The sequence below is a fragment of the Duganella caerulea genome (assembly GCF_040362985.1).
Lineage (GTDB): Bacteria > Pseudomonadota > Gammaproteobacteria > Burkholderiales > Burkholderiaceae_D > Rugamonas > Rugamonas vulcania.
Genome location: NZ_BPWJ01000005.1, coordinates 166,863 through 186,176 on the forward strand (window position 1 = coordinate 166,863; position 19,314 = coordinate 186,176).

A 19,314-nucleotide genomic window follows, 5' to 3' on the forward strand; every position below is an offset into this window, starting at 1 on the left:
GGGCGGGCGTTACAGCTTGAGCTTCTTGAATACGCGCTCCGGCACCAGCTTAATCAGCGTCATGATGCCCCACCAGAACCACGGGGTGTAGATCACATCCCGCCCGCGTTCGACCGCGGCCACGATGGCCGCGGCCACCGCTTCCGGCGTCGCCCACAGCGGTCCCTTCTTGAACGAGGCCGTCATCGGCGTGTCCACAAAGCCGGGCTTGACGGTCAGCACCCGCACGCCGGCCGGATGCAGGCGGTTACGCAAGCCCTGCAGGAAGATCGCCAGCGCGCCCTTGGCGGTGCCGTACACATAGTTGGACTGGCGGCCACGGTCGCCGGCCACCGAGCCGATCACGGCCAGGGTGCCGTGGCGCTGGGCCTCGAAACGGTTGGCCAGCAAGGTCAGCAGCGACATCACGCTGATCGCGTTGGTGTTCAGCTCGCGCAGCGCGGCGGCGAAATCCTGTTCGCACAGCTTCTGGTCGCCCAGCGTGCCGTGCGCGATCAGCACGGTGTCCAGGCCGCCCAGCGCGGCGGCGGCGGCGTCGATGGCGGCCGCGTGCAGCGCGAACTCGTTCACATCGAGCAGGCCATGGCGCGCCACCGGGGCGCCGCGCACCGCCAGGTCGGCGGCCAGCGCTGCCAGGCGCTCCTCGTCGCGGCCCAGCAGATAGAGCGCGTGACCCTGCGCGGCCCACTGGCGGGCGGCGGCCTGGGCGATCGCCGAGCTGGCGCCGATAATCAAGATTTTTTTCATAAGAGTCCTAGACGGCGGGATTGGGTGGAGGCGAAATGCCCGTGCGCGTGCCATTGCGCGCGCACCTGCTCGAACTCCTGCCAGCGCGGATAGCCGCGGCGGAAGGTCTCGGCGCTCATGCGGGCGTCCTTGGCCAGGTACAGGCGGCCGCCGTGCTCGAGCACGATGCGGTCGAGGTGGTCGAGCAGCGCGAACACGGCCGGCTCAACCTTGAAATCCAGCGCCAGCGTATAGCCTTCGATGGGGAACGACAAGTGATGGGCGTTGGCCGGCCCGAAGGCCTTGAGCACGGCCAGGAAGGAGCCGCGGCCGGAGTCGGCGATGGCGGCCAGCACGGCGCGCATGCCGGCCGCGCCGGCCTGGCGCGGCAGGGCGAACTGGTATTGCAGGAAGCCGGCCTTGCCGTACAGGCGGTTCCAGCCGGACAGCGCGTCCAGCGGATAAAAGAACGGCGTGTACGGCACCCGGCGCGTGCTGCGCTGGCGCAGCACGCGGTGGTAGTACAGCGTGTTGAAGGCCTGCACGCTGGCGCGGTTCAGCAGGCCGGCCGGCAGGTCGAACGGCACCGGCAGCGCGCCCTTCTCCGGCGCCACCAGCTCGCCGGCCGGCGCGTGCTCGCCCAGCATCAGCAGCGAGCGTCCCAGGCTGGCGCCGCGCGCCAGGCAATCGATCCACGCCACCGAGTAGGTGCTGGCGCCGTGCTGCTCGAACGCTGCCAGCGCGCTGTCCAGGTTGGGCGCCTTAATGGTGGTTTCGATGACGTCGCTCGACGGCACCCGCTTGAGCTGCACGGTGGCCGCCAGGATCACGCCGGTCAGGCCCATGCCGCCGCAGGTGGCATGGAACAGCTCGGGGTGCGCGGCGGGCGAGGCGGTCACCCGCTCGCCATTGCCCAGCAACAGATCGAGCTCGCGCACATGGGTGCCGAAGGTGCCGTCCACATGGTGGTTCTTGCCGTGCACGTCGCTGGCGATGGCGCCGCCGACCGTGACGTAGCGCGTGCCCGGCGTGACCGGCAGGAACCAGCCGCGCGGCACGAAGGTGCGCAGCATGGTGTCCAGCGTGACGCCGGCGGCGCAGCGCACCAGCCCGGTCTCGGGGTCGAAGGCAATGAACTGGTCGAGCTGCCCCATCGCCATCACCTGCGGCGCCAGCGCGCTGTCGCCGTAGGCCCGGCCCAGGCCGCGCGCGATCAGCGCCCCGTCCGCGGCGGCCTCGCGCAGGCGCTGGGCGCACTGGCCGGCCGACAGCGGCAGCAGCAGGCGGGCCTCCTGCCTCGGGTAGCGGCCCCAGCCCTCAAGCACGGTCACGCCGCCCCCGCCAGCGGCGCGGCCGGCGCGACAAACACGTAACGCTTGTCCAGCTGGTATTTGATCAGGTTGCCGATGGTCAGGCCCAGCGCGCCGCCGACGTAGCGCATGGCGTCGGTGCCGTACAGATGCGAGAAGGCGAACTCGACGCCCCAGAACACCGCCGTGGTGACCACGCCCATCACGCTGTAGAGCACGAACAGCTTGCCGTCGTGCGCCAGGCTTTCCGACTCGAAGCCGAAGATGTGACGCTTCTCCAGCAGGTATTTGACCGGCAGGCCGGCGCCGGTGCCCACCAGGATGGACAGCGGCACGGCGTACGGGCCATGATAAGCCCAGATCACCACGGCCTGGCAGCCGATGTTGACCGCGGTGGCGATCAGGGCGAACACCGCGTACAGCGCGGCAAGGCGGGCGCCGCCGCGCATCACAGCGCCCTCGCCAGCACGAACACGCCGGCCAGCAGCGCGCCGACCAGCCAGCTGACACGGTCCTTGAGCGCGAACACGATGGGGTCGTCGTGCATCTGGCCACGGTGGGCGATCAGCCAGGCGCGCGAGATCCAGTACAGCATCAGCGGACAGGCCAGCCAGATCAGCGTCGGGTGCGCGTACAGCCGCGCCGTGCGGGCGTCCTGGATGTAGAACGCCAGCACCAGCACGGCGATATAGCCGGCGTTGCTGCCCAGGCTGGAGACCAGCTCCAGGTCTTGCTGCACATAGCCGCGTCCGCGCAGCGGCTTGCTCTGGCCGGCCTGGCGGGCCGCGTGCAGCTCGCTGTAGCGCTTGATGAAGGCCAGGCTGAGGAAGACGAACATCGAGAACGACAGCAGCCAGAACGACAGCTCCACCGAGACCGCGAAGGCGCCGGCGACGATGCGCAGCGTGTACAGCGCGGCCAGCGACAGCACGTCCACCACCGGGACCTGCTTGAGCCGGAACGAGTAGCCCAGCGTCAGCGCGAAATACACGGCCAGCGCGCCGATGAAGCGCGGCGGCAGCGCCAGCGCGGCCAGGCCAGCGCCGGCCGCCAGCAGCAGCGGCCAGACCAGCCAACCCGCCGCCAGGCTCAGCTGGCCGGACGCGAATGGACGGCGGCGCTTGCGCGCGTGGTGGCGGTCGTCGCCGACGTCGACCAGGTCGTTGAGCAGGTAGACGCTGGACGCGGTCAGGCTGAACACCACCAACGCCAGCAGCGCGTGCATGACGCTCAGCGCGTCGCCGTACTGGTGGGCCGCCAGCAGCGGCATCAGCACCAGCAGGTTCTTCAGCCACTGGTGGGGCCGCATGGCGCGCAGCAGGCCGGCCAGCGGCGACAGCCGGCCGTCGCCCATCACGCGGCCGAGGTTGCCATGCTGGCGGGCCGCCGCGATCAGGCGCGGCGAGCGGCTGACCACGTGGGCCCGCGCGGCGCCGCGCCAGATGGCCACGTCCGGCCAGTCGTTGCCGACATATTCATAGCCGCGCTCGCCATAGCGGGCGACCAGCGCGTCGCGCTTGGCGTGCGACTTCAGATTGGTGGTGGCGTCCGAGCCCAGCACCTCATCGAACAGGTCCAGGTGGCCGGCCACGCCGTCGGCCAGCGTCTGGTGGCTGGCGGTGGCCAGCACCAGGCGGCGTCCGCGCTGCTTTTCCGCGCGCAGCCAGGCCAGCAGTTCCTCGTTATACGGCAGCGACGCCAGCTCCACCCGGGTGTCCTGCGCCAGGCGGGCCTTGAGCGTGGAGCGTCCGGCGGCCAGCCAACCAAGCAGGCTGCCGGCACGCCACGGCTGTTCGACCAGAAAGCTGCTGGCGGTCTCGACCAGCAAGTCGGTCTTGATCAGTGTGCCGTCGAGGTCGACGACCAGGGGCAGCTCGTCGGCGCCGGAAACATCGGGCGGAGGCATGGGGTGGCTCAGGGACATAAAAGGCGGGAGCGTGACTTTAAAAATTCGGCAACCATAGCATTTTTGCAGCTAAATGACAACCAGCGCTCCACATCCCACGGAAACCGGCAGTGCCCAGACACGCTGGCCGTCAATGTTCCGGCACGTGGATGCTGGCCTTGATGTGCTTGAGGTGGGCGACGATGGTGAAGGTCATCACCACCAGCAGCGACCATGAACTCCATTTGTTCACGTGCACCGCCGACCAGGCGCCCAGCTGGTTGGGATAGCGCCACACGCCCCAGAATGTGCTGAGGTTTTCGGCCAGCCAGATGAAGAAGCCGATCAGCACGAAGGCCAGCAGCACCGGCATGCGGCGCTCGCGGTCCAGCGGCCGGAACACCACCGTGGTGCGGGCGTACAGCCCCAGCGCGTAGGCCGCCAGGTACCAGCGGTAATCGCCGATGTAGTGGTGCGTGAAGAAGTTCGCATAGATCAGCACGGCGATCAGCACCGCCATCCAGTACGGCGGGTGGTGGCGGATGCGCAGGTCGAACAGGCGCCAGGCCTGGATGATGTAGCTGCCCACCGCCGCGTACATGAAGCCGGAGAACAGCGGCACGCCCCACAGCTTGGTGTAGGCGAAGTCGGGATAGCTCCACGACTGGATCGCGCCGGACACCTTGAACACTTCCAGCCCGAAGCCGACCGCGTGGAACAGGCTGACCGCCTTGAGCTCGTCCCAGGTTTCCAGTCCGCTCCACACCATGCCCAGCTGAATGGCCAGCGCCGCCACCAGCAGCACGTCGTAGCGGGGCAAGCCCAGCAGGCCGGCGCGGGGCACCAGCAGCACGGCGCTGAAGAACAGCGCGACGAACAGGCAAGCCCTCGCCTCCTTCAGGCCGAAGTACAGGAACTCGCGCACGAAGCGCGGCCAGCCGCGCAGGCCCGGACGGTCCGAGTGGTCGAGCAGATGAAGATCGAGCGCAGCAAGCATGGCGTCACGGTTGAGTTTTTAGCAGGCGACTGTAACGCCGCGGCCAGCCGCTGTCCAGTCGCCACGGACGAAAAAAAAACCAGGCACCGGGTGCCTGGTTTTTCGCACTACGGGTTCTAAGCGATTAGAACGAGTAGGAAGCGCTCGCGCCGAAGGTGCGGAACTGCGGCGTGGTGAACGTGTCACGATAGTTCACTTGCGCGTCCTGGTTCAACAGGTTGTTGATGTACAGGGCCAGTTTCACGTTCTTGATGCCGGTGTACGCCAGGTTGTAGTCCACCGTGGTGTTGCTGCGCACGCGTTCGCATGCTGGCATGTTGGCGGCGCTGACATTGCTGGTTGCGCAGTAGGTCTCGTTGTCGTCGCTGTTCAGGCTGTAACCGCCGTAGTAGTTGACGGTGACGCCGTGGTCCAGAGGACCGGTTTTCAGCGAGGCACGCAGCTTGGTACGCAGACGCGCGCCGGTGTCGTAGTTGCCGGCCGAGTTCATACCGTAGGCGCCGTCGGCGACCTGGTAGACCTGGTAGTTTAGCGCGTAGGTGCCTTCCAGTTTCAGACGCAGCTCGCCCACGTTCGGGATCTTCACGCGGCCGGACATGTCGAAGTCGAAGCCCGATGCCTTGGTCTTGCCGCTGTTGACGTACGGGTTGTAGACCAGGCCCAGCTTGCCGATGCCCTGGAAGTTGGTGGTGTTGCCCGGTACGTACTTCTTGACCAGTGCCAGGAACTCGTTGTCGGCCGCGGTGTTATCCGTGCGCAGCAGCTGGCCGGCTGGCAGCGAAGCCTCGCCTTTCAGCACGTCGCCAACGGTACGGGTACCGATTTCGTCCTTGCGCTCGATGTTGTAGTAATCGAGTGCCAGGGTCCAGTTCTTGACCGGTTCGAACACCATACCCAGCGTGTACGAACGCGAGGTTTCTGGCTTCAGGTCAGGATTCGACTTCACGAAGCTTGGCAGCGAAGCCTTGCAATCGTTGGTCAGGAAGGTGTTGGCGCTCGCCTTGTCGGTGGTGGTCGCGTTCGGCGCATTCTGGACCAGATTGTTCAGCGTGGTGGCGATCGGGCAACGACGCAGGTCGTTGACGTTGGTCGCGACCGAGCTACGGCCCAGGCCGTTACCGGATTCAACGATGTTCGGTGCACGGAAACCACCCGACACGGTACCGCGCAGCAGCAGCGCGTCGGTGGCGTTGAATTTCAGGCCAAGCTTAGGCGAAACGTGCGCCTCGCTGCCGCTGGTTTTGTCGGCGCGCAGCGCGGCGCTCATTTCCAGCTTCTTGACGACTGGAATGGTCGCTTCGGTGAAGACCGCGTAGTGGCTGACGGTGTCCTTGACCTGCAGGCCGAAGATGCCGACCAGGTCGCCGCGCAGGACGTTGTCCGAGCTCGCCATTTCGTACGATTCGCGACGCAGGTCGGTACCGACCGCGACACTCAGAGGACCAGCAGGCAGTTGCGCCACTGGGCCGGACACGGTGGCGTCGAAGAACGAAATCTTCGATTTGCCTTTGGTGGTACGGACCGGGAACATCGCTTCCAGCAGGGCTGGATCGTTTTTCTGGCCGAACTTGTAGGTGTTGTTGAGGATCGCGTTGGTGTAGCCGTCCTTGCTGGTCGCGCGGGTGGCCTTGGTGGCCGACGAGGTCATGTAGCCAGCCGCCGATTTCCAGTCGAAGTCGCCGACGCTGCCGGTCAGGGCCAGCATGGCGCGGGTCTGGTCGGACTCGGTGCGGTTGAAGTTGAAGCCGTCGCCGGTGTCCATCAGACGCGCGCGCAGCTCAACCGCCTGCGGGTTGATATTGCCGTTGTTACCAACTGGCAGTTTCGGATAGAAGAACGGGCCGACCATCTTGCCGTCGATCGCGTTGTACCAGACGTTGGACGAGGTAGTCGAGAACGTGGCCAGGGGGGCGACGAGGTAATCGTTGGTCGCGCCGGCGGTGGTGATTTCAAAGTTGGCGTCGATATTGGCGCCGATCTTGAAGTGGGTGTTGCTCATCGCCGCGTAGCGCTTGTTGTTGGTCGTCAGGCCGGTGTACGGCAGCGGGTCGAATTTGCACAGCTTGTCGGCCGGGTCGATCTGGTCGGCAGGGCAGCCAGGACGGGCAACGATCTTGGCGCTGTTGAAGAAGTAGTTGCCGGTCGGCGAGTACTGGCTCTTGGCATCCCAGGTCGAGTGGCCTGGGGTCTGACGGTACCAGTCAGGGTACTTGTCGCGCATCTCACCCATGGTGTAGCCGTCGCGCTTGTAGCCTTCGAAGGTGAGGTAGGTGTTGAAGCCTTGCTTGTCGATGTCGCCGTAGCCGTAGATCGCCGAGGCGCTGCGGTTGCGGTTGTCCTGGAAGCCGTCGGCGGTCTCGTAGTTGACCGTGACCTTGCCGCCTTCGAAGTCCTTGCGCAGGATGATGTTGATCACGCCGGCCACGGCGTCGGAACCGTAGATCGCCGATGCGCCGTCTTTCAGGATCTCGATGCGCTCAACGGCGTCGGTCGGGATCGCGTCCAGGTTGGTGAAGTTTTCCTGGGCGCCGTCAGCCAGGCCGTAAGGCGCGATGCGACGGCCGTTGACCAGGACCAGGGTGGAGACTTTGCCCAGGTTGCGCATTTCGATGCCGGAAGCGCCGGTGGCGAAGCTGCCCGAGCTGCTCGATGCCGAGTTGAGGTTGGTGGCGGTCGCGCTGGACGAACGCAGCAGGCCCAGTACGGTGTGCTGGCCGGTGCGCTCGATGTCGTCGCGGCTCAGGATCTGCACCGAGGCGGCGGCTTCAAGCTGGGTCCGCTTGATGCTGGAACCGGTGATTTCGACGCGTTGGAGTTTTGGTTCGGCTTCAGCGGCTTGCTGAGCGTAGGCGTGCTGTGAGTAAGCGACGGTCAATGCGAGTGCGATCGCACTTTTTTTAAAAAGTGTGTTTTTCAAGAACTGCTCCCAGATGCGGTGTCAATAATCTGCGCGTTCGCTATCGCTCATCTGGGTAAAGATGAACCTAGCTTTTCACGTCTGCCGCAAATTTCGCACAAGCTTGGTGCGCGGACAAGCGTTACAGAGCGTTACATTACACTTTAGTTAGTTTATGTATGGATCTGTTGTTTTTCGGAACAATTTCGTTATGAATATTCATACAAAAAACAATGGGGCCGGGCGTGCTCGCGATTGCGAACAGGCCCGGCCCCATCATCAGCTGGCGGCGGAAGAACTGCTCCGCCGGCCGGCTTGAAAGCGATTATTGCAGCTTGATTTCGACGTCAACGCCAGCTGGCAGGTCCAGCTTCATCAGTGCGTCAACGGTCTTGTCGGTTGGGTCGACGATGTCCATCAGGCGCTGGTGGGTGCGGATTTCGAACTGGTCGCGCGAGGTCTTGTTGACGTGTGGCGAACGCAGAACGTCGAAACGCTGGATGCGGGTTGGCAGTGGGACTGGGCCCTTGACCACGGCGCCGGTGCGCTTGGCGGTGTCAACGATTTCCAGTGCGGACTGGTCGATCAGCTTGTAGTCGAAAGCCTTCAGGCGGATACGGATTTTTTGATTGGTAACGGACATGATATTTCCTCAAAAGAGCGAACTGACAACTATGTAGCGTCAGCAATTTAAAAAGAACGGTTTCTTACCACAACAGGGTCGACATGGTATCACACCTTGTCGACCCTGTTTTACGTCAGCGCTTAAAAATTAAGCGATGATTTTAGCAACAACGCCTGCACCAACGGTACGGCCGCCTTCGCGGATTGCGAAGCGCAGACCTTCTTCCATCGCGATCGGGTTGATCAGCTTGACGGTGATCGACACGTTATCGCCTGGCATAACCATTTCTTTGTCCGCTGGCAGTTCGATCGAACCGGTCACGTCAGTCGTACGGAAGTAGAACTGTGGACGATAGTTGTTGAAGAACGGGGTGTGACGGCCGCCTTCGTCTTTCGACAGAACATAGATCTCGCCGGTGAAGTGGTTGTGTGGCTTGATCGAGCCTGGCTTGGCCAGAACTTGACCACGTTCCACGTCTTCACGCTTGGTGCCGCGCAGCAGCAGACCAACGTTGTCGCCAGCTTGACCCTGGTCCAGCAGCTTGCGGAACATTTCCACGCCGGTGCAAGTGGTTTTGACGGTGTCTTTGATGCCGACGATTTCGATCTCTTCGCCGACCTTGATGATGCCGCGCTCGATACGACCGGTCACAACGGTACCGCGACCCGAGATCGAGAACACGTCTTCCACTGGCATCAGGAAGGCGCCGTCCACTGCGCGCTCTGGCGTAGGGATGTAGCTGTCCAGTGCTTCGGCCAGGGCCATGATGGCCTGCTCGCCCATTGGGCCGGTGTCGCCGTCCAGCGCCATACGGGCCGAACCTTTAACGATCGGCAGGTCGTCGCCTGGGAAGTCGTACTTCGACAGCAACTCGCGCACTTCCATTTCAACCAGTTCCAGCAGTTCCGCGTCGTCGACCAGGTCGCACTTGTTCAGGAACACGATGATGTATGGAACGCCAACTTGACGGGCCAGCAGGATGTGCTCGCGGGTCTGTGGCATTGGGCCGTCAGCTGCGGAGCAAACCAGGATCGCGCCGTCCATCTGTGCCGCGCCGGTGATCATGTTTTTGATGTAGTCGGCGTGGCCTGGGCAGTCAACGTGAGCGTAGTGACGGCCAGCGGTTTCGTATTCGACGTGTGCGGTGTTGATGGTGATGCCGCGTGCTTTTTCTTCTGGAGCAGCGTCGATCTGGTCGTAGGCTTTAGCTTCGCCGCCGAATTTCTTCGACAGAACGGTTGCGATCGCAGCGGTCAGGGTGGTCTTGCCGTGGTCGACGTGGCCGATGGTGCCGACGTTGACGTGCGGCTTGGTCCGTTCGAATTTCTCTTTTGCCATTTTATTCTTCCTTAGAACAATGTTTTAAATATGCCGCCGGAGGATCTCCCCGGCGGCAATAGATACTGATTACTTAGCTTTAGCGGTAACGATCGCGTCGATAACGTGCTTAGGCGCTTCCGAGTAGTGCTTGAATTCCATCGTGTAGGTCGCACGGCCTTGCGTTGCGGAACGCAGGGTGGTCGAGTAACCAAACATTTCCGACAGAGGCACTTCAGCTTTGATGATCTTGCCACCGCCGCCTGGGATTTCGTCCATGCCCTGCACCATACCGCGGCGGGACGACAGGTCGCCCATCACGGTACCGGCGTAGTCTTCCGGCGTTTCCACTTCCACAGCCATCATCGGCTCCAGGATGACTGGCGACGCTTTGCGGCAGCCTTCCTTGAATGCCATCGAAGCGGCCATCTGGAACGCGTTTTCGTTCGAGTCCACGTCGTGGTACGAACCGAAGAACAGCGTGACCTTGACGTCGACCACTGGGTAGCCAGCCAGAACACCGGTGTTCAGGGTGCCGCGCACGCCTTTTTCCACCGCAGGGATGTATTCGCGAGGAACGGTACCGCCCTTGATCGCGTCAACGAATTCGAAGCCCTTGCCTGGTTCTTGCGGTTCGATCTTCAGAACCACGTGACCGTATTGACCACGACCACCCGACTGCTTGACGAACTTGCCTTCGGATTCTTCGCAGGTCTTGCGGATCGTTTCGCGGTACGCCACCTGTGGCTTGCCGACGGTCGCTTCCACGCCGAATTCGCGCTTCATACGGTCGACGATAATTTCCAGGTGCAGCTCGCCCATACCACCGATGATGGTCTGGCCCGACTCTTCGTCGGTCTTGACGCGGAACGAAGGATCTTCCTGAGCCAGACGGTTCAGTGCCAGACCCATTTTTTCCTGGTCAGCCTTGGTTTTTGGTTCCACAGCCTGTTGAATCACTGGCTCTGGGAAGACCATTTTTTCCAGGGTGATGATCGAGGTCGGATCGCACAGGGTTTCGCCGGTGGTCACGTCTTTCAGACCAACCGCGGCGGCGATGTCGCCGGCGCGCACTTCTTTGATCTCTTCGCGCTGGTTGGCGTGCATCTGCAGAATACGACCCAGACGCTCTTTACGGCCTTTGACCGAGTTGTACACGGTGTCGCCCGAGTTGATCATGCCGGAGTACACGCGGAAGAAGGCCAGCTGGCCAACGAACGGGTCGGTCATGATCTTGAACGCCAGCGCCGAGAATTTCTCCTCGTCGGAAGCTTTACGGGTGGCAGGCTCGTCGTGCTCGTCGGTGCCCTTGACGTCGTCGATGTCCAGCGGCGATGGCAGGAACTCGATGACCGCGTCCAGCATGGCCTGTACGCCCTTGTTCTTGAAAGCGGTACCGCACATCATCGGCACGATCTCGGAAGCGATGGTGCGATCACGCAGCGCTTTCTTGATTTCGGCTTCGGACAGGTCGCCCTCTTCCAGGTACTTGTTCATCAGGTCTTCGTTCGCTTCAGCAGCGGCTTCAACCATCTTCTCGCGCCACTCGGCGGCCGAATCGGCCAGCTCTGCAGGGATATCGACGTAGTCGAACTTCATGCCCTGGGAAGCGTCGTCCCAGATGATGGCTTTCATCTTGACCAGGTCGATCACGCCCTTGAAGTTTTCTTCAGCGCCGATCGGGATCTGGATCAGGACCGGGTTGGCCTTCAGGCGAGCGCGCATCTGCTCGTAGACCTTGAAGAAGTTGGCGCCGGTACGGTCCATCTTGTTGACGAAGGCCAGACGTGGCACTTTGTACTTGTTGGCCTGACGCCATACGGTTTCCGACTGAGGCTGTACACCGCCCACTGCGCAGTAAACCATGCAAGCGCCATCCAGCACGCGCATCGAGCGTTCAACTTCAATGGTGAAGTCAACGTGGCCCGGCGTGTCGATGATGTTGATGTGGTGCTCAGGGAAGTTGTTAGCCATACCCTTCCAGAAGCAGGTAGTCGCTGCCGAGGTAATGGTAATGCCGCGCTCTTGTTCCTGCTCCATCCAGTCCATGGTGGCGGCGCCATCGTGAACTTCACCGATCTTGTGGTTCACGCCCGTGTAGAACAGAACGCGCTCGGTGGTGGTGGTCTTACCTGCATCGATGTGAGCGGAGATACCGATATTGCGGTAGCGCTCGATGGGGGTCTTGCGGGCCATAATTAATCCTAAATCGTTTAATGGACAAAACCGAGCGCCATTTTTGGTGACAAAAATGAGCCCGGCCTCGAACAACGGATAACAGCCAGACCAAGAAGGATCTGGCCGATTTTATTAGAAGCGGAAGTGCGAGAACGCCTTGTTCGCTTCAGCCATACGGTGAACTTCGTCACGCTTCTTCATCGCACCGCCGCGGCCTTCAGCCGCTTCCATCAGCTCACCGCCGAGGCGTTGTGGCATGGATTTTTCGCTGCGCTTGTTGGCAGCTTCACGCAGCCAGCGCATGGACAGGGCCATACGACGCACTGGGCGCACTTCGACCGGCACCTGGTAGTTTGCACCACCGACGCGACGGGATTTGACTTCAACCAGTGGCTTGGCGTTGTTGATCGCGGTAGCGAACACTTCCAGCGGGTCTTTGCCCGACTTGGCGGCGATGTGCTCGAAGGCACCGTAGATGATGTTTTCTGCGACCGATTTTTTACCGGACAGCATCAGAACGTTCACGAACTTCGCGACATCCGTGTTGCCGAATTTTGGATCCGGCAGAATCTCGCGCTTGGGTACTTCACGACGACGTGGCATATCAATTCCTTTCAATCTTCAGTTGAGGTGCGCAGATATGGGATTCGCACTCTCGCGGAGGGCCATCATAGCCATCCACTTACTCGACCACTGCGGTCGATTACATTCACTTAGTTAGCTGCCACTGAGCGAAAACTTTTAATGCAGATTACTTCTTGGCTTGCTTGGCACGCTTGGTACCGTATTTCGAGCGAGCTTGCTTACGGTCTTTAACGCCCTGGGTATCCAGTGCACCGCGAACCATGTGGTAACGCACACCTGGCAAGTCTTTTACACGACCGCCGCGCAGCAGAACAACGCTGTGCTCTTGCAGGTTGTGGCCTTCACCGCCGATGTACGAAATCACTTCGAAACCGTTGGTCAGACGCACTTTGGCCACTTTACGCAGAGCCGAGTTAGGCTTCTTAGGAGTGGTGGTGTACACACGGGTGCAAACACCGCGCTTTTGCGGGCTGTTTTCCAGCGCCGGCGATTTGCTTTTCACGGTCAGGGCGACGCGTGGATTGCGAATCAGTTGATTGATGGTTGGCATCGTTATAAACCCAACAAAATTACAACATTAATAACCCGGACAGCTGTCCGGCGACTAAAACCTCGTCCCTATCTACGGACACAACGGAGGCGCGAATAGCCACTCGCGTGGAGCGGCCTGAAACAGCGTATACGATGTGCAGAATAAATTGAGAACTCGCGAGTATAGACGTGGTTGGGACACCAGTCAATCTATTTCGCGGCGGAATGCGGCCCCGGCGGGTACGCAAACACTAGCTGAAAGGTCAAGAAACACTTGATAATAGCAGACTGTCTCTCATTATTCTTCCCTATGCGATCTTTGCTGCGCCCCGCCCCGCTGTTTGTCCTTGCCAGCTACCTGCTGCTGTCGCTGGTGCCGTGCGTGCCGCTGCTGCTGGGACGGCAGGTGCCGGAGCTGGGCCGCATCCTGCTGGTCGAGCTGCTGGCCTGGACCGCCGTGTGGGGCGTGCTGCAGCGTCCGGCCTGGTTCCACTGGCTGCTGATCCCGGCCTTCCTGGCGCTGCCGACCGAGATCTACCTGTTCATCTACTATGGCCAGGGCATCTCCACCCACCACCTGGGCATCATCGCCGAGACCAGTCCCAGGGAGGCGCTGGAATTCCTCGGCCGTAAAGTGTGGCTGATGGGCGCGGTGATGCTGGCCGTGATCGCGTGGTGGATCGCCGTGCAGATGGCCGCGCGCCGCAGCCCCATGCTGGCCTGGCGCGGCAAGACGCGCTGGATCGCGCTGCTGATATTGGCGGCCATCGCCGCGCTGTGGCTCTACGGCTGGGAGTTCGGCGTGCGCGCCAAGCCGGCGCAGAAGGCCGCGTCGGTGTCGGCATCCAAGGCGGCCGGCCCGGCGCCGGGTTCTGCCAGCGGTTCGGCGCCTGAATCGGCGCCCAGCCAGGCCGGCACCACCGCCTCGGCCGGCGCCAGCGATGCGTCGGCGAGCGACGACGCGTCCGACGAGGAAGAAGAAGACGCCGAGGAGGACAGCTCACCCGAGCACGCCGCCATCGCCGGCGCCGGCCGCACCGGCTGGGCGCTGGCGCAGATGCCGTGGTGGGTGCGCTCGCCGCTGGGCTTCGACGACTTCGCCTCGTCGTGGCCGTTCGGCCTGACCGCGCGCGGCGTCGACTTTTATAAGGAACGCAAATACCTCGCCGACCTGGGCCGGCGCAGCAGCAGCTTCACCTTCAAGGCGCACCAGCCGCAAAAGAACGACACGCCGGAAATCGTCATCATGGTGATCGGCGAATCGTCGCGCTACGACCGCTGGGGCATCAACGGCTACCAGCGCGACACCACGCCGCTGCTCAAGCAGGAAGCCAACCTGGTCACGCTGCCGGACGTGATCACGGCGGTGTCGGCCACGCGGCTGTCGGTGCCGGTGATCATCTCGCGCAAGCCGGCCACGCAGAGCCTGAAGGACGGCTTCTCGGAAAAATCCTTCCTGACCGCTTATAAAGAAGCCGGCTTCAAGACCTGGTGGCTGTCCAACCAGATCTCGTTCGGCCAGTTCGACACGCCGGTGTCGGTGTTCGCCAAGGAAGCGGACGTGATCCAGTTCATGAACCTGGGCGGCTTCACCAACAACTCCAACTTCGACCAGATCCTGCTCGAGCCGCTGCAGCACGCCATCGCCGACCCGGCGCCGAAAAAGCTGATCGTGCTGCACACGCTGGGCAACCACTGGAACTACAGCCAGCGCTATCCGAAGGCGTTCGACAAGTGGCAGCCGTCGCTGTTCGGTGTCGACAAGCCGGTCTACACCGACACCAAGATCAAGCCGCAGCTCAACAACAGCTACGACAATTCCATCCTCTACACCGACTGGTTCCTGTCGCAGGTGATCCACCAGCTGAAGGACACGCAGCAATTGAGCTCGATGGTCTACGTGGCCGACCACGGCCAGACGCTGTACGACAACAGCTGCAACCTCGCCTTCCACGGCCACAACACGCAGTTTGAATTCCACGTGCCGGCGATGGTGTGGTACTCGGACGAATACAAGACGCGCTATCCGGAGAAGGTGAAGCAGCTGGTGCGCCACCGCAAGGCGCGGCTGGCGACGGAGAACATCTTCCACACGCTGCTGGACCTGGGCGACATCCAGTACGACGACGAGCGGCTGGAATGGAGCTTCATCAACAAGCAGTTCAAACAGCACAAGCGCTACGTCGACAGCTACGGCTGGAGCAACTACGACAACGCCAGCTTCAAGGGCGATTGCCGCGAGGTGATCGACAAGGGCAAGCCGCTGAAGCAGGAGAAGTGATGGGCATCCGCATCGCCGCCGCGCAATCGCCATCCATCGCGGGCGACATCGAGGCCAACGTCCGCATCCACCTGCGCTTCATCGAAGCCGCGCAGGCGCAGGGCGTGGAGCTGCTGCTGTTTCCCGAGCTGTCGCTGTGCGGCTATGAATTGCCGCTGCTGCGCGACTGCCTGCTGACGCCGGACGACGCGCGCCTGGCGCCACTACGCGACGCCGCCATGGCGACCGGCATGCGCATCATCGCCGGCGCCCCGCTGGCCGGCGACAGCGACGCCCTGCCCCACATCGCCGCGTTCAGCTTCCTGCCCGATGGCACAAGCACCATCTACCGCAAGCAGTACCTGCATCCTGGCGAAGAACTGTACGCGCGACCGGGGCCGATGGGCGCACATTGCCAGGAGTTGGGTGGGCAACGCTACGCCCAGGCGATCTGCGCCGACGCCACGCATTCCCAGCACGCGGCGGATGCGGCGACGGACGGCGCGTCGATCTATCTGGCGGGAGTACTGATTTCCGAAACGGGTTACGCCAACGACGCAGCCAAGCTGCAGCGCTACGCCGGCGACTTCGGCATGGGCGTGCTGATGGCGAATCACGCCGCGCCGTCGGGCGGCTATGCGGCGGCGGGCCGCAGCGCCTGGTGGGCTGCGGGCGGCGTGCTATCGGCAGAGGTGGCCGGGGCGGGCAGCGCCCTGCTGGTGGTCGACAAGAACGGCAACGCGCACGTTGTCGCGCCAATCGGGACGTGACGCTTAGCGCAAGCGCTTATACACAGACGTCTCGCCAGAATCGCGATCCTGCAGGGTCAAGACGCCCTTGTCCAAGCTCACCACTTTATAGTCGAACGATAGCTTTGCGTTGCTTCCGTTGGCAACGTGAAGAAGGCACTTCGTGAAAATCCAACTCCCCGTCATTTCCAGTCGATGATCCAAAAAGGACGAAAACGACCGGACACCGCCTTCACGCGCCAGTTTGAACTCCTCAAAATCACCACCTTTGGATCGGCTCCACGACTGAAGCAAGTCTTGCTCATTGATGGCGCATGCCGAGGCATGGCCCGCGGTCGCGCACAGCAACCAGGGAAGGAGAAGTTTTAATTGACGCATAGAGCTAAGGCTTTCGTACGGTAGGTAGGATGACGTTGCAAAAAGCGCCCTTGAGATGCAAGGGTCGGTCGACAGTGTCGGACTGAACGTTTGTCTTCCCTGTCGTCAGACTATAAAGCATGGGCTTCCTGTCCTCAGCATAAACGACAATACCATCAAATCCATCCGAAGCCGCTTTGAAAGGAAGTGTCAACAGAGCGTTTAATTTTCTGATTGAAGCGGCGTTCCTCCTGACCACGCCGTCGCGCACTAATTCACTGGTCATCGCGGGTGGACGCTCGCTCATAAACAAGAGCAAACCGTCATCCCAGCAAAGCTGTTCACCGCCGCTCACAAATTCGCGAAGGATGGCGTTGCTGGTTTGCGGAGATGGCGCCAAGTTAATCCAGACAAGATGGGGGCCCTCAACCGAACCGGCGTGGGCGACTTGGGTTGCGAGCATACAGAAGATGGTGCAGAGAGCTTTCTTAAATAGTTTCACGGTGTCCGCCGTTTCTGTCCCTCCAGCCAGGCGGCCGGCAGCCGGGCAAGCAAGGCATCATTAACCTTCAGATTTCGCCAGCGCTTGCCACCGTCGCCCGAATATACCAGCAGATACGGACTGGGGCCGTCGCCGTCCGGCAGCGCGGCCGCGAGCCAGATCTCGCGCTCGTTGACCGCGTAGGCGCTGACCAGCGACGACAAGCCCCCAGGCAGGCTGACCTTGCTCCAGCGGCGGCCATCGCGCGAACGCAGCAGCGTCTGCTCGACCGAGCCGGTGATCCACCACCCGCCCCGATCGGAATGCGCCAGCTCGACCAGTAAATCCGGGTTGCCCAGCCGCTGCGCCGCCACCACCTGGCAGCGGGCGATGTCGATACGCTCGACCAGATAGCCGGCCACCGCGCCATCCGCGCCGAAGCGCGTGGCCATCGCCAGCAGCGTATCGCTTGCGCTGGCCAGGACCAGATTCGCATCTTTCAGCGCATCGAGCGCCTCCTTCTTCGCATCGAGACGGAGCTGCTGTGGCGACAGACGGCATTCCTTGCCGTCGCGCCGGAAGCGATAGCGCTCATTCAGCACCGCCACCTCCACGCCGTGCGGCAACGCCAGCGCAGCATCCGCGCGCGACGCCACGCGGCCGGTGGCGCTATCGATCACCGTGCCGCCGGCGTAGATGCGCCCGGCCTCGTCAAGCGACAACGGCGGCCAGGCTTTGCCTCCCGGCAGAATCGCCACGGCAACGGCAGGCTGCGCGTGGATCACAATCTGATGCTGGTCCTCGCTGACACTGGTCGCGCCGAGGCGGTAGTCGAAGGCATGGACATCGGCCAACGCGGAATGCGCCAGGATGAAGCCCGCCATGAATATGGCCAGAAATTTCATCGCCACTCCTATGGCGTCTTTATCGACGACACCACCAGCACCGACAAGCCGAGATTGGCATTGCTCACCTCACCAGATACGTTGGCCGTCAAGCCAGGATTGGCCAGTCCGCACACCAGCGACACGGCGGGATGCGCCCGCTGCCAGTTGGACTGCGGCTGTGAGATCGTCAACTGCACATCGCGCATCAGCATGAATGCCAAAAGAATCTCATAGCGCTCGACCATCACCTGCACCGGCTCGGCGGCCGTTTGGCGCAGTCGGCTGCGTAACGCATCGGGATTGCCGCAGTGCTGCAGCACTGCCTGATCGAAGGCTGGCGAGTCGAGCTCGGTCAGCGAAAATTGCGGCAGCGCCCGGTACAGCACCTCGACCACGGCCGACGCATGCGGCGCGATGGCGGCGTTCCATGAATAGGCCACGTAGCCCTGCCATTGGTCGAAGCGCAGTCCCCGTACCATCGGCAACCGGGCCAGCTTTTTAGCGTCGGCCTGAAGATCGGGCAACGGCGCCAGGCCGGCGCGAAACAATTCCTCGGTGATGTCGCGCCCCATGAAGTAGCCGCGCCGGTAGACGGCCGGTTTCATCGCAAGGCCATTGAAAGTGGCGCCGACATCGGAGAAGGACTTGTCCAGGTGCTCCTCGCCCTCGCCGAGCAAGGTGAATTGTGGCGTGCTGGCGTACCAGCCGATTTGCGAAGCGCGCGCTTCGCCGTTCCGCAGCGTGGTCAGGATGGACACATCCCGGCCATCGAGCTTGACGGCGATCTGTTCGACGACGACCATGCCGGCTTCCAGGCCCAGTTTCAACTGGTACCGCGTTTTCATCCTCATACGCGGCGGCGTTCGCGCCCACGATCAGGGCGGCAAGCAAGGCAGGCCGTGTAAGGACAGGGTATTTCATGAGTTTACCTGGCGAGGTGTACAGATAGATGTCCCTCGCCGCGTCACGGTCCCTGCTCTAAAACGATTTGCAGGGAGGCGCTCTCAGCGTCTTCGCGAGACAGATTGATGACAGGATTTCCGTTCTGATTTAAGGACTTGTCGAGGGTATATCGCCATTCCGAATGGTCACTTCCGCTTTTCTTCGGGCGGCCCAGCTTCTTCTCTACTAATGCCTTCATGGCCGGAAAACGATCTGCCGGAAAGTCCACGACGATCGACATCATGTAGTTCGGAAGCGGCTCGCCGAATCCCTCCCGCGAGTCCATGCTGATTCCCGTAATACCGGAGTCCGGCGCACACGTATATTCCCAAAGTATCATCGGCTTTTGGGCTTTATCCCGGACCTTGGTGCAATATGGCGCGATTATCGCGTGGAGCTGGGCGCTCTTGAGGCGAAAGGACTTATAGTCCGCCAATGCGCCGATCACCACACCGAGCGGCGCTTGCTGCGCGACTACCGGCGCGGCCGCAGGCGACTCCTGACGCGCGCACGCAACCTGCACTGCACCAACGGCTAATACCAAAAGCGCACCTGCGCGCAGCGATTTGAAAAAGTTTGAATTCATTA

General features: G+C 62.2%; 18 protein-coding genes. 2 read left to right on the top strand and 16 right to left on the bottom strand.

Going from position 1 to position 19,314, the window contains the following annotated elements; genetic code table 11:
• Positions 1–9: 9 nt before the first annotated feature.
• The 11 genes from ACUJB0_RS16570 to rpsL all read right to left on the bottom strand — a co-directional run bounded on the left by ACUJB0_RS16570 (position 10) and on the right by rpsL (position 13,069).
• A complete protein-coding gene (locus ACUJB0_RS16570; protein ID WP_444846165.1) occupies positions 10–747 on the bottom strand; it encodes an SDR family oxidoreductase in 738 nt (245 codons plus the stop codon).
• Complete coding sequence (locus tag ACUJB0_RS16575; RefSeq protein ID WP_444846166.1) at positions 744–2,057, bottom strand: FAD-binding protein; 1,314 nt, start codon at positions 2,055–2,057, stop codon at positions 744–746. The genes ACUJB0_RS16570 and ACUJB0_RS16575 overlap by 4 nt, the downstream gene beginning before the upstream one ends.
• A complete protein-coding gene (locus ACUJB0_RS16580) occupies positions 2,054–2,485 on the bottom strand; it encodes a GtrA family protein (RefSeq protein ID WP_444846167.1) in 432 nt (143 codons plus the stop codon). The genes ACUJB0_RS16575 and ACUJB0_RS16580 overlap by 4 nt, the downstream gene beginning before the upstream one ends.
• Positions 2,485–3,942, bottom strand: coding sequence for a UbiA family prenyltransferase (locus ACUJB0_RS16585; protein ID WP_444846168.1), 1,458 nt, complete (start codon positions 3,940–3,942; stop codon positions 2,485–2,487). Before ACUJB0_RS16585 ends, ACUJB0_RS16580 begins: the two co-directional genes overlap by 1 nt.
• 130 nt (positions 3,943–4,072) lie before the next feature.
• Entirely contained in the window at positions 4,073–4,918 is an 846-nt protein-coding gene (locus tag ACUJB0_RS16590) for a DUF817 domain-containing protein (protein ID WP_444846169.1), read from the bottom strand.
• A gap of 124 nt (positions 4,919–5,042) precedes the next feature.
• A complete protein-coding gene (locus ACUJB0_RS16595) occupies positions 5,043–7,793 on the bottom strand; it encodes a TonB-dependent receptor plug domain-containing protein (protein WP_444846170.1) in 2,751 nt (916 codons plus the stop codon).
• Positions 7,794–8,139: 346 nt separating this feature from the next.
• Positions 8,140–8,457: a 30S ribosomal protein S10 gene (rpsJ, locus tag ACUJB0_RS16600; protein WP_117014469.1), complete on the bottom strand. Its 318-nt coding sequence runs from the start codon at positions 8,455–8,457 to the stop codon at positions 8,140–8,142.
• Between the two features lie 129 nt (positions 8,458–8,586).
• Positions 8,587–9,777 carry an elongation factor Tu gene (gene tuf, locus ACUJB0_RS16605; protein ID WP_117012690.1) on the bottom strand — a complete coding sequence of 397 codons (1,191 nt, stop codon included), beginning with the start codon at positions 9,775–9,777 and terminating at the stop codon, positions 8,587–8,589.
• 69 nt (positions 9,778–9,846) lie between these two features.
• On the bottom strand, positions 9,847–11,952 hold the full coding sequence (gene fusA, locus ACUJB0_RS16610) for an elongation factor G (RefSeq protein WP_161099789.1): 2,106 nt from the start codon (positions 11,950–11,952) through the stop codon (positions 9,847–9,849).
• A gap of 114 nt (positions 11,953–12,066) precedes the next feature.
• The gene (rpsG, locus tag ACUJB0_RS16615; RefSeq protein WP_008444271.1) at positions 12,067–12,537 is read right to left on the bottom strand and encodes a 30S ribosomal protein S7; all 471 of its coding nucleotides are present in this window, start codon (positions 12,535–12,537) and stop codon (positions 12,067–12,069) included.
• 148 nt (positions 12,538–12,685) lie between these two features.
• Positions 12,686–13,069, bottom strand: coding sequence for a 30S ribosomal protein S12 (gene rpsL, locus ACUJB0_RS16620; protein ID WP_008444270.1), 384 nt, complete (start codon positions 13,067–13,069; stop codon positions 12,686–12,688).
• A gap of 291 nt (positions 13,070–13,360) precedes the next feature.
• Between rpsL and ACUJB0_RS16625 the strand changes: the two genes are divergently transcribed.
• Together ACUJB0_RS16625 and ACUJB0_RS16630 are read left to right on the top strand one after the other, a co-directional pair.
• Entirely contained in the window at positions 13,361–15,331 is a 1,971-nt protein-coding gene (locus ACUJB0_RS16625; protein WP_444846171.1) for a phosphoethanolamine transferase, read from the top strand.
• On the top strand, positions 15,331–16,080 hold the full coding sequence (locus ACUJB0_RS16630; RefSeq protein ID WP_444846172.1) for a carbon-nitrogen hydrolase family protein: 750 nt from the start codon (positions 15,331–15,333) through the stop codon (positions 16,078–16,080). The genes ACUJB0_RS16625 and ACUJB0_RS16630 overlap by 1 nt, the downstream gene beginning before the upstream one ends.
• A 3-nt stretch (positions 16,081–16,083) precedes the next feature.
• Here ACUJB0_RS16630 and ACUJB0_RS16635 read toward each other — a convergent pair whose 3' ends face one another.
• From ACUJB0_RS16635 to ACUJB0_RS16655, 5 genes are all read right to left on the bottom strand, one after another.
• Positions 16,084–16,437, bottom strand: a complete 354-nt coding sequence (locus ACUJB0_RS16635) for a hypothetical protein (RefSeq protein ID WP_444846173.1) — start codon at positions 16,435–16,437, stop codon at positions 16,084–16,086.
• Between the two features lie 4 nt (positions 16,438–16,441).
• Positions 16,442–16,918: a hypothetical protein gene (locus tag ACUJB0_RS16640; RefSeq protein ID WP_444846174.1), complete on the bottom strand. Its 477-nt coding sequence runs from the start codon at positions 16,916–16,918 to the stop codon at positions 16,442–16,444.
• A complete protein-coding gene (locus ACUJB0_RS16645) occupies positions 16,915–17,802 on the bottom strand; it encodes a beta propeller repeat protein (protein WP_444846175.1) in 888 nt (295 codons plus the stop codon). Before ACUJB0_RS16645 ends, ACUJB0_RS16640 begins: the two co-directional genes overlap by 4 nt.
• Before the next feature lie 8 nt (positions 17,803–17,810).
• A complete protein-coding gene (locus tag ACUJB0_RS16650) occupies positions 17,811–18,587 on the bottom strand; it encodes a hypothetical protein (RefSeq protein ID WP_444846176.1) in 777 nt (258 codons plus the stop codon).
• A gap of 161 nt (positions 18,588–18,748) precedes the next feature.
• Positions 18,749–19,312, bottom strand: a complete 564-nt coding sequence (locus ACUJB0_RS16655; RefSeq protein ID WP_444846177.1) for a hypothetical protein — start codon at positions 19,310–19,312, stop codon at positions 18,749–18,751.
• Positions 19,313–19,314 lie beyond the last annotated feature (2 nt).

Excerpts from the sequence above, each read along its gene's own strand:
- ACUJB0_RS16570 (WP_444846165.1), bottom strand. The coding sequence starts at position 747 with ATGAAAAAAATCTTGATTATCGGCGCCAGCTCGGCGATCGCCCAGGCC.
- ACUJB0_RS16580 (WP_444846167.1), bottom strand. The coding sequence starts at position 2,485 with ATGCGCGGCGGCGCCCGCCTTGCCGCGCTGTACGCGGTGTTCGCCCTG.
- ACUJB0_RS16585 (WP_444846168.1), bottom strand. The coding sequence starts at position 3,942 with ATGCCTCCGCCCGATGTTTCCGGCGCCGACGAGCTGCCCCTGGTCGTC.
- ACUJB0_RS16590 (WP_444846169.1), bottom strand. The coding sequence starts at position 4,918 with ATGCTTGCTGCGCTCGATCTTCATCTGCTCGACCACTCGGACCGTCCG.
- rpsJ (WP_117014469.1), bottom strand. The coding sequence starts at position 8,457 with ATGTCCGTTACCAATCAAAAAATCCGTATCCGCCTGAAGGCTTTCGAC.
- tuf (WP_117012690.1), bottom strand. The coding sequence starts at position 9,777 with ATGGCAAAAGAGAAATTCGAACGGACCAAGCCGCACGTCAACGTCGGC.
- fusA (WP_161099789.1), bottom strand. The coding sequence starts at position 11,952 with ATGGCCCGCAAGACCCCCATCGAGCGCTACCGCAATATCGGTATCTCC.
- rpsG (WP_008444271.1), bottom strand. The coding sequence starts at position 12,537 with ATGCCACGTCGTCGTGAAGTACCCAAGCGCGAGATTCTGCCGGATCCA.
- rpsL (WP_008444270.1), bottom strand. The coding sequence starts at position 13,069 with ATGCCAACCATCAATCAACTGATTCGCAATCCACGCGTCGCCCTGACC.
- ACUJB0_RS16625 (WP_444846171.1), top strand. The coding sequence starts at position 13,361 with ATGCGATCTTTGCTGCGCCCCGCCCCGCTGTTTGTCCTTGCCAGCTAC.
- ACUJB0_RS16630 (WP_444846172.1), top strand. The coding sequence starts at position 15,331 with ATGGGCATCCGCATCGCCGCCGCGCAATCGCCATCCATCGCGGGCGAC.
- ACUJB0_RS16635 (WP_444846173.1), bottom strand. The coding sequence starts at position 16,437 with ATGCGTCAATTAAAACTTCTCCTTCCCTGGTTGCTGTGCGCGACCGCG.
- ACUJB0_RS16645 (WP_444846175.1), bottom strand. The coding sequence starts at position 17,802 with ATGAAATTTCTGGCCATATTCATGGCGGGCTTCATCCTGGCGCATTCC.
- ACUJB0_RS16650 (WP_444846176.1), bottom strand. The coding sequence starts at position 18,587 with ATGGTCGTCGTCGAACAGATCGCCGTCAAGCTCGATGGCCGGGATGTG.
- ACUJB0_RS16655 (WP_444846177.1), bottom strand. The coding sequence starts at position 19,312 with ATGAATTCAAACTTTTTCAAATCGCTGCGCGCAGGTGCGCTTTTGGTA.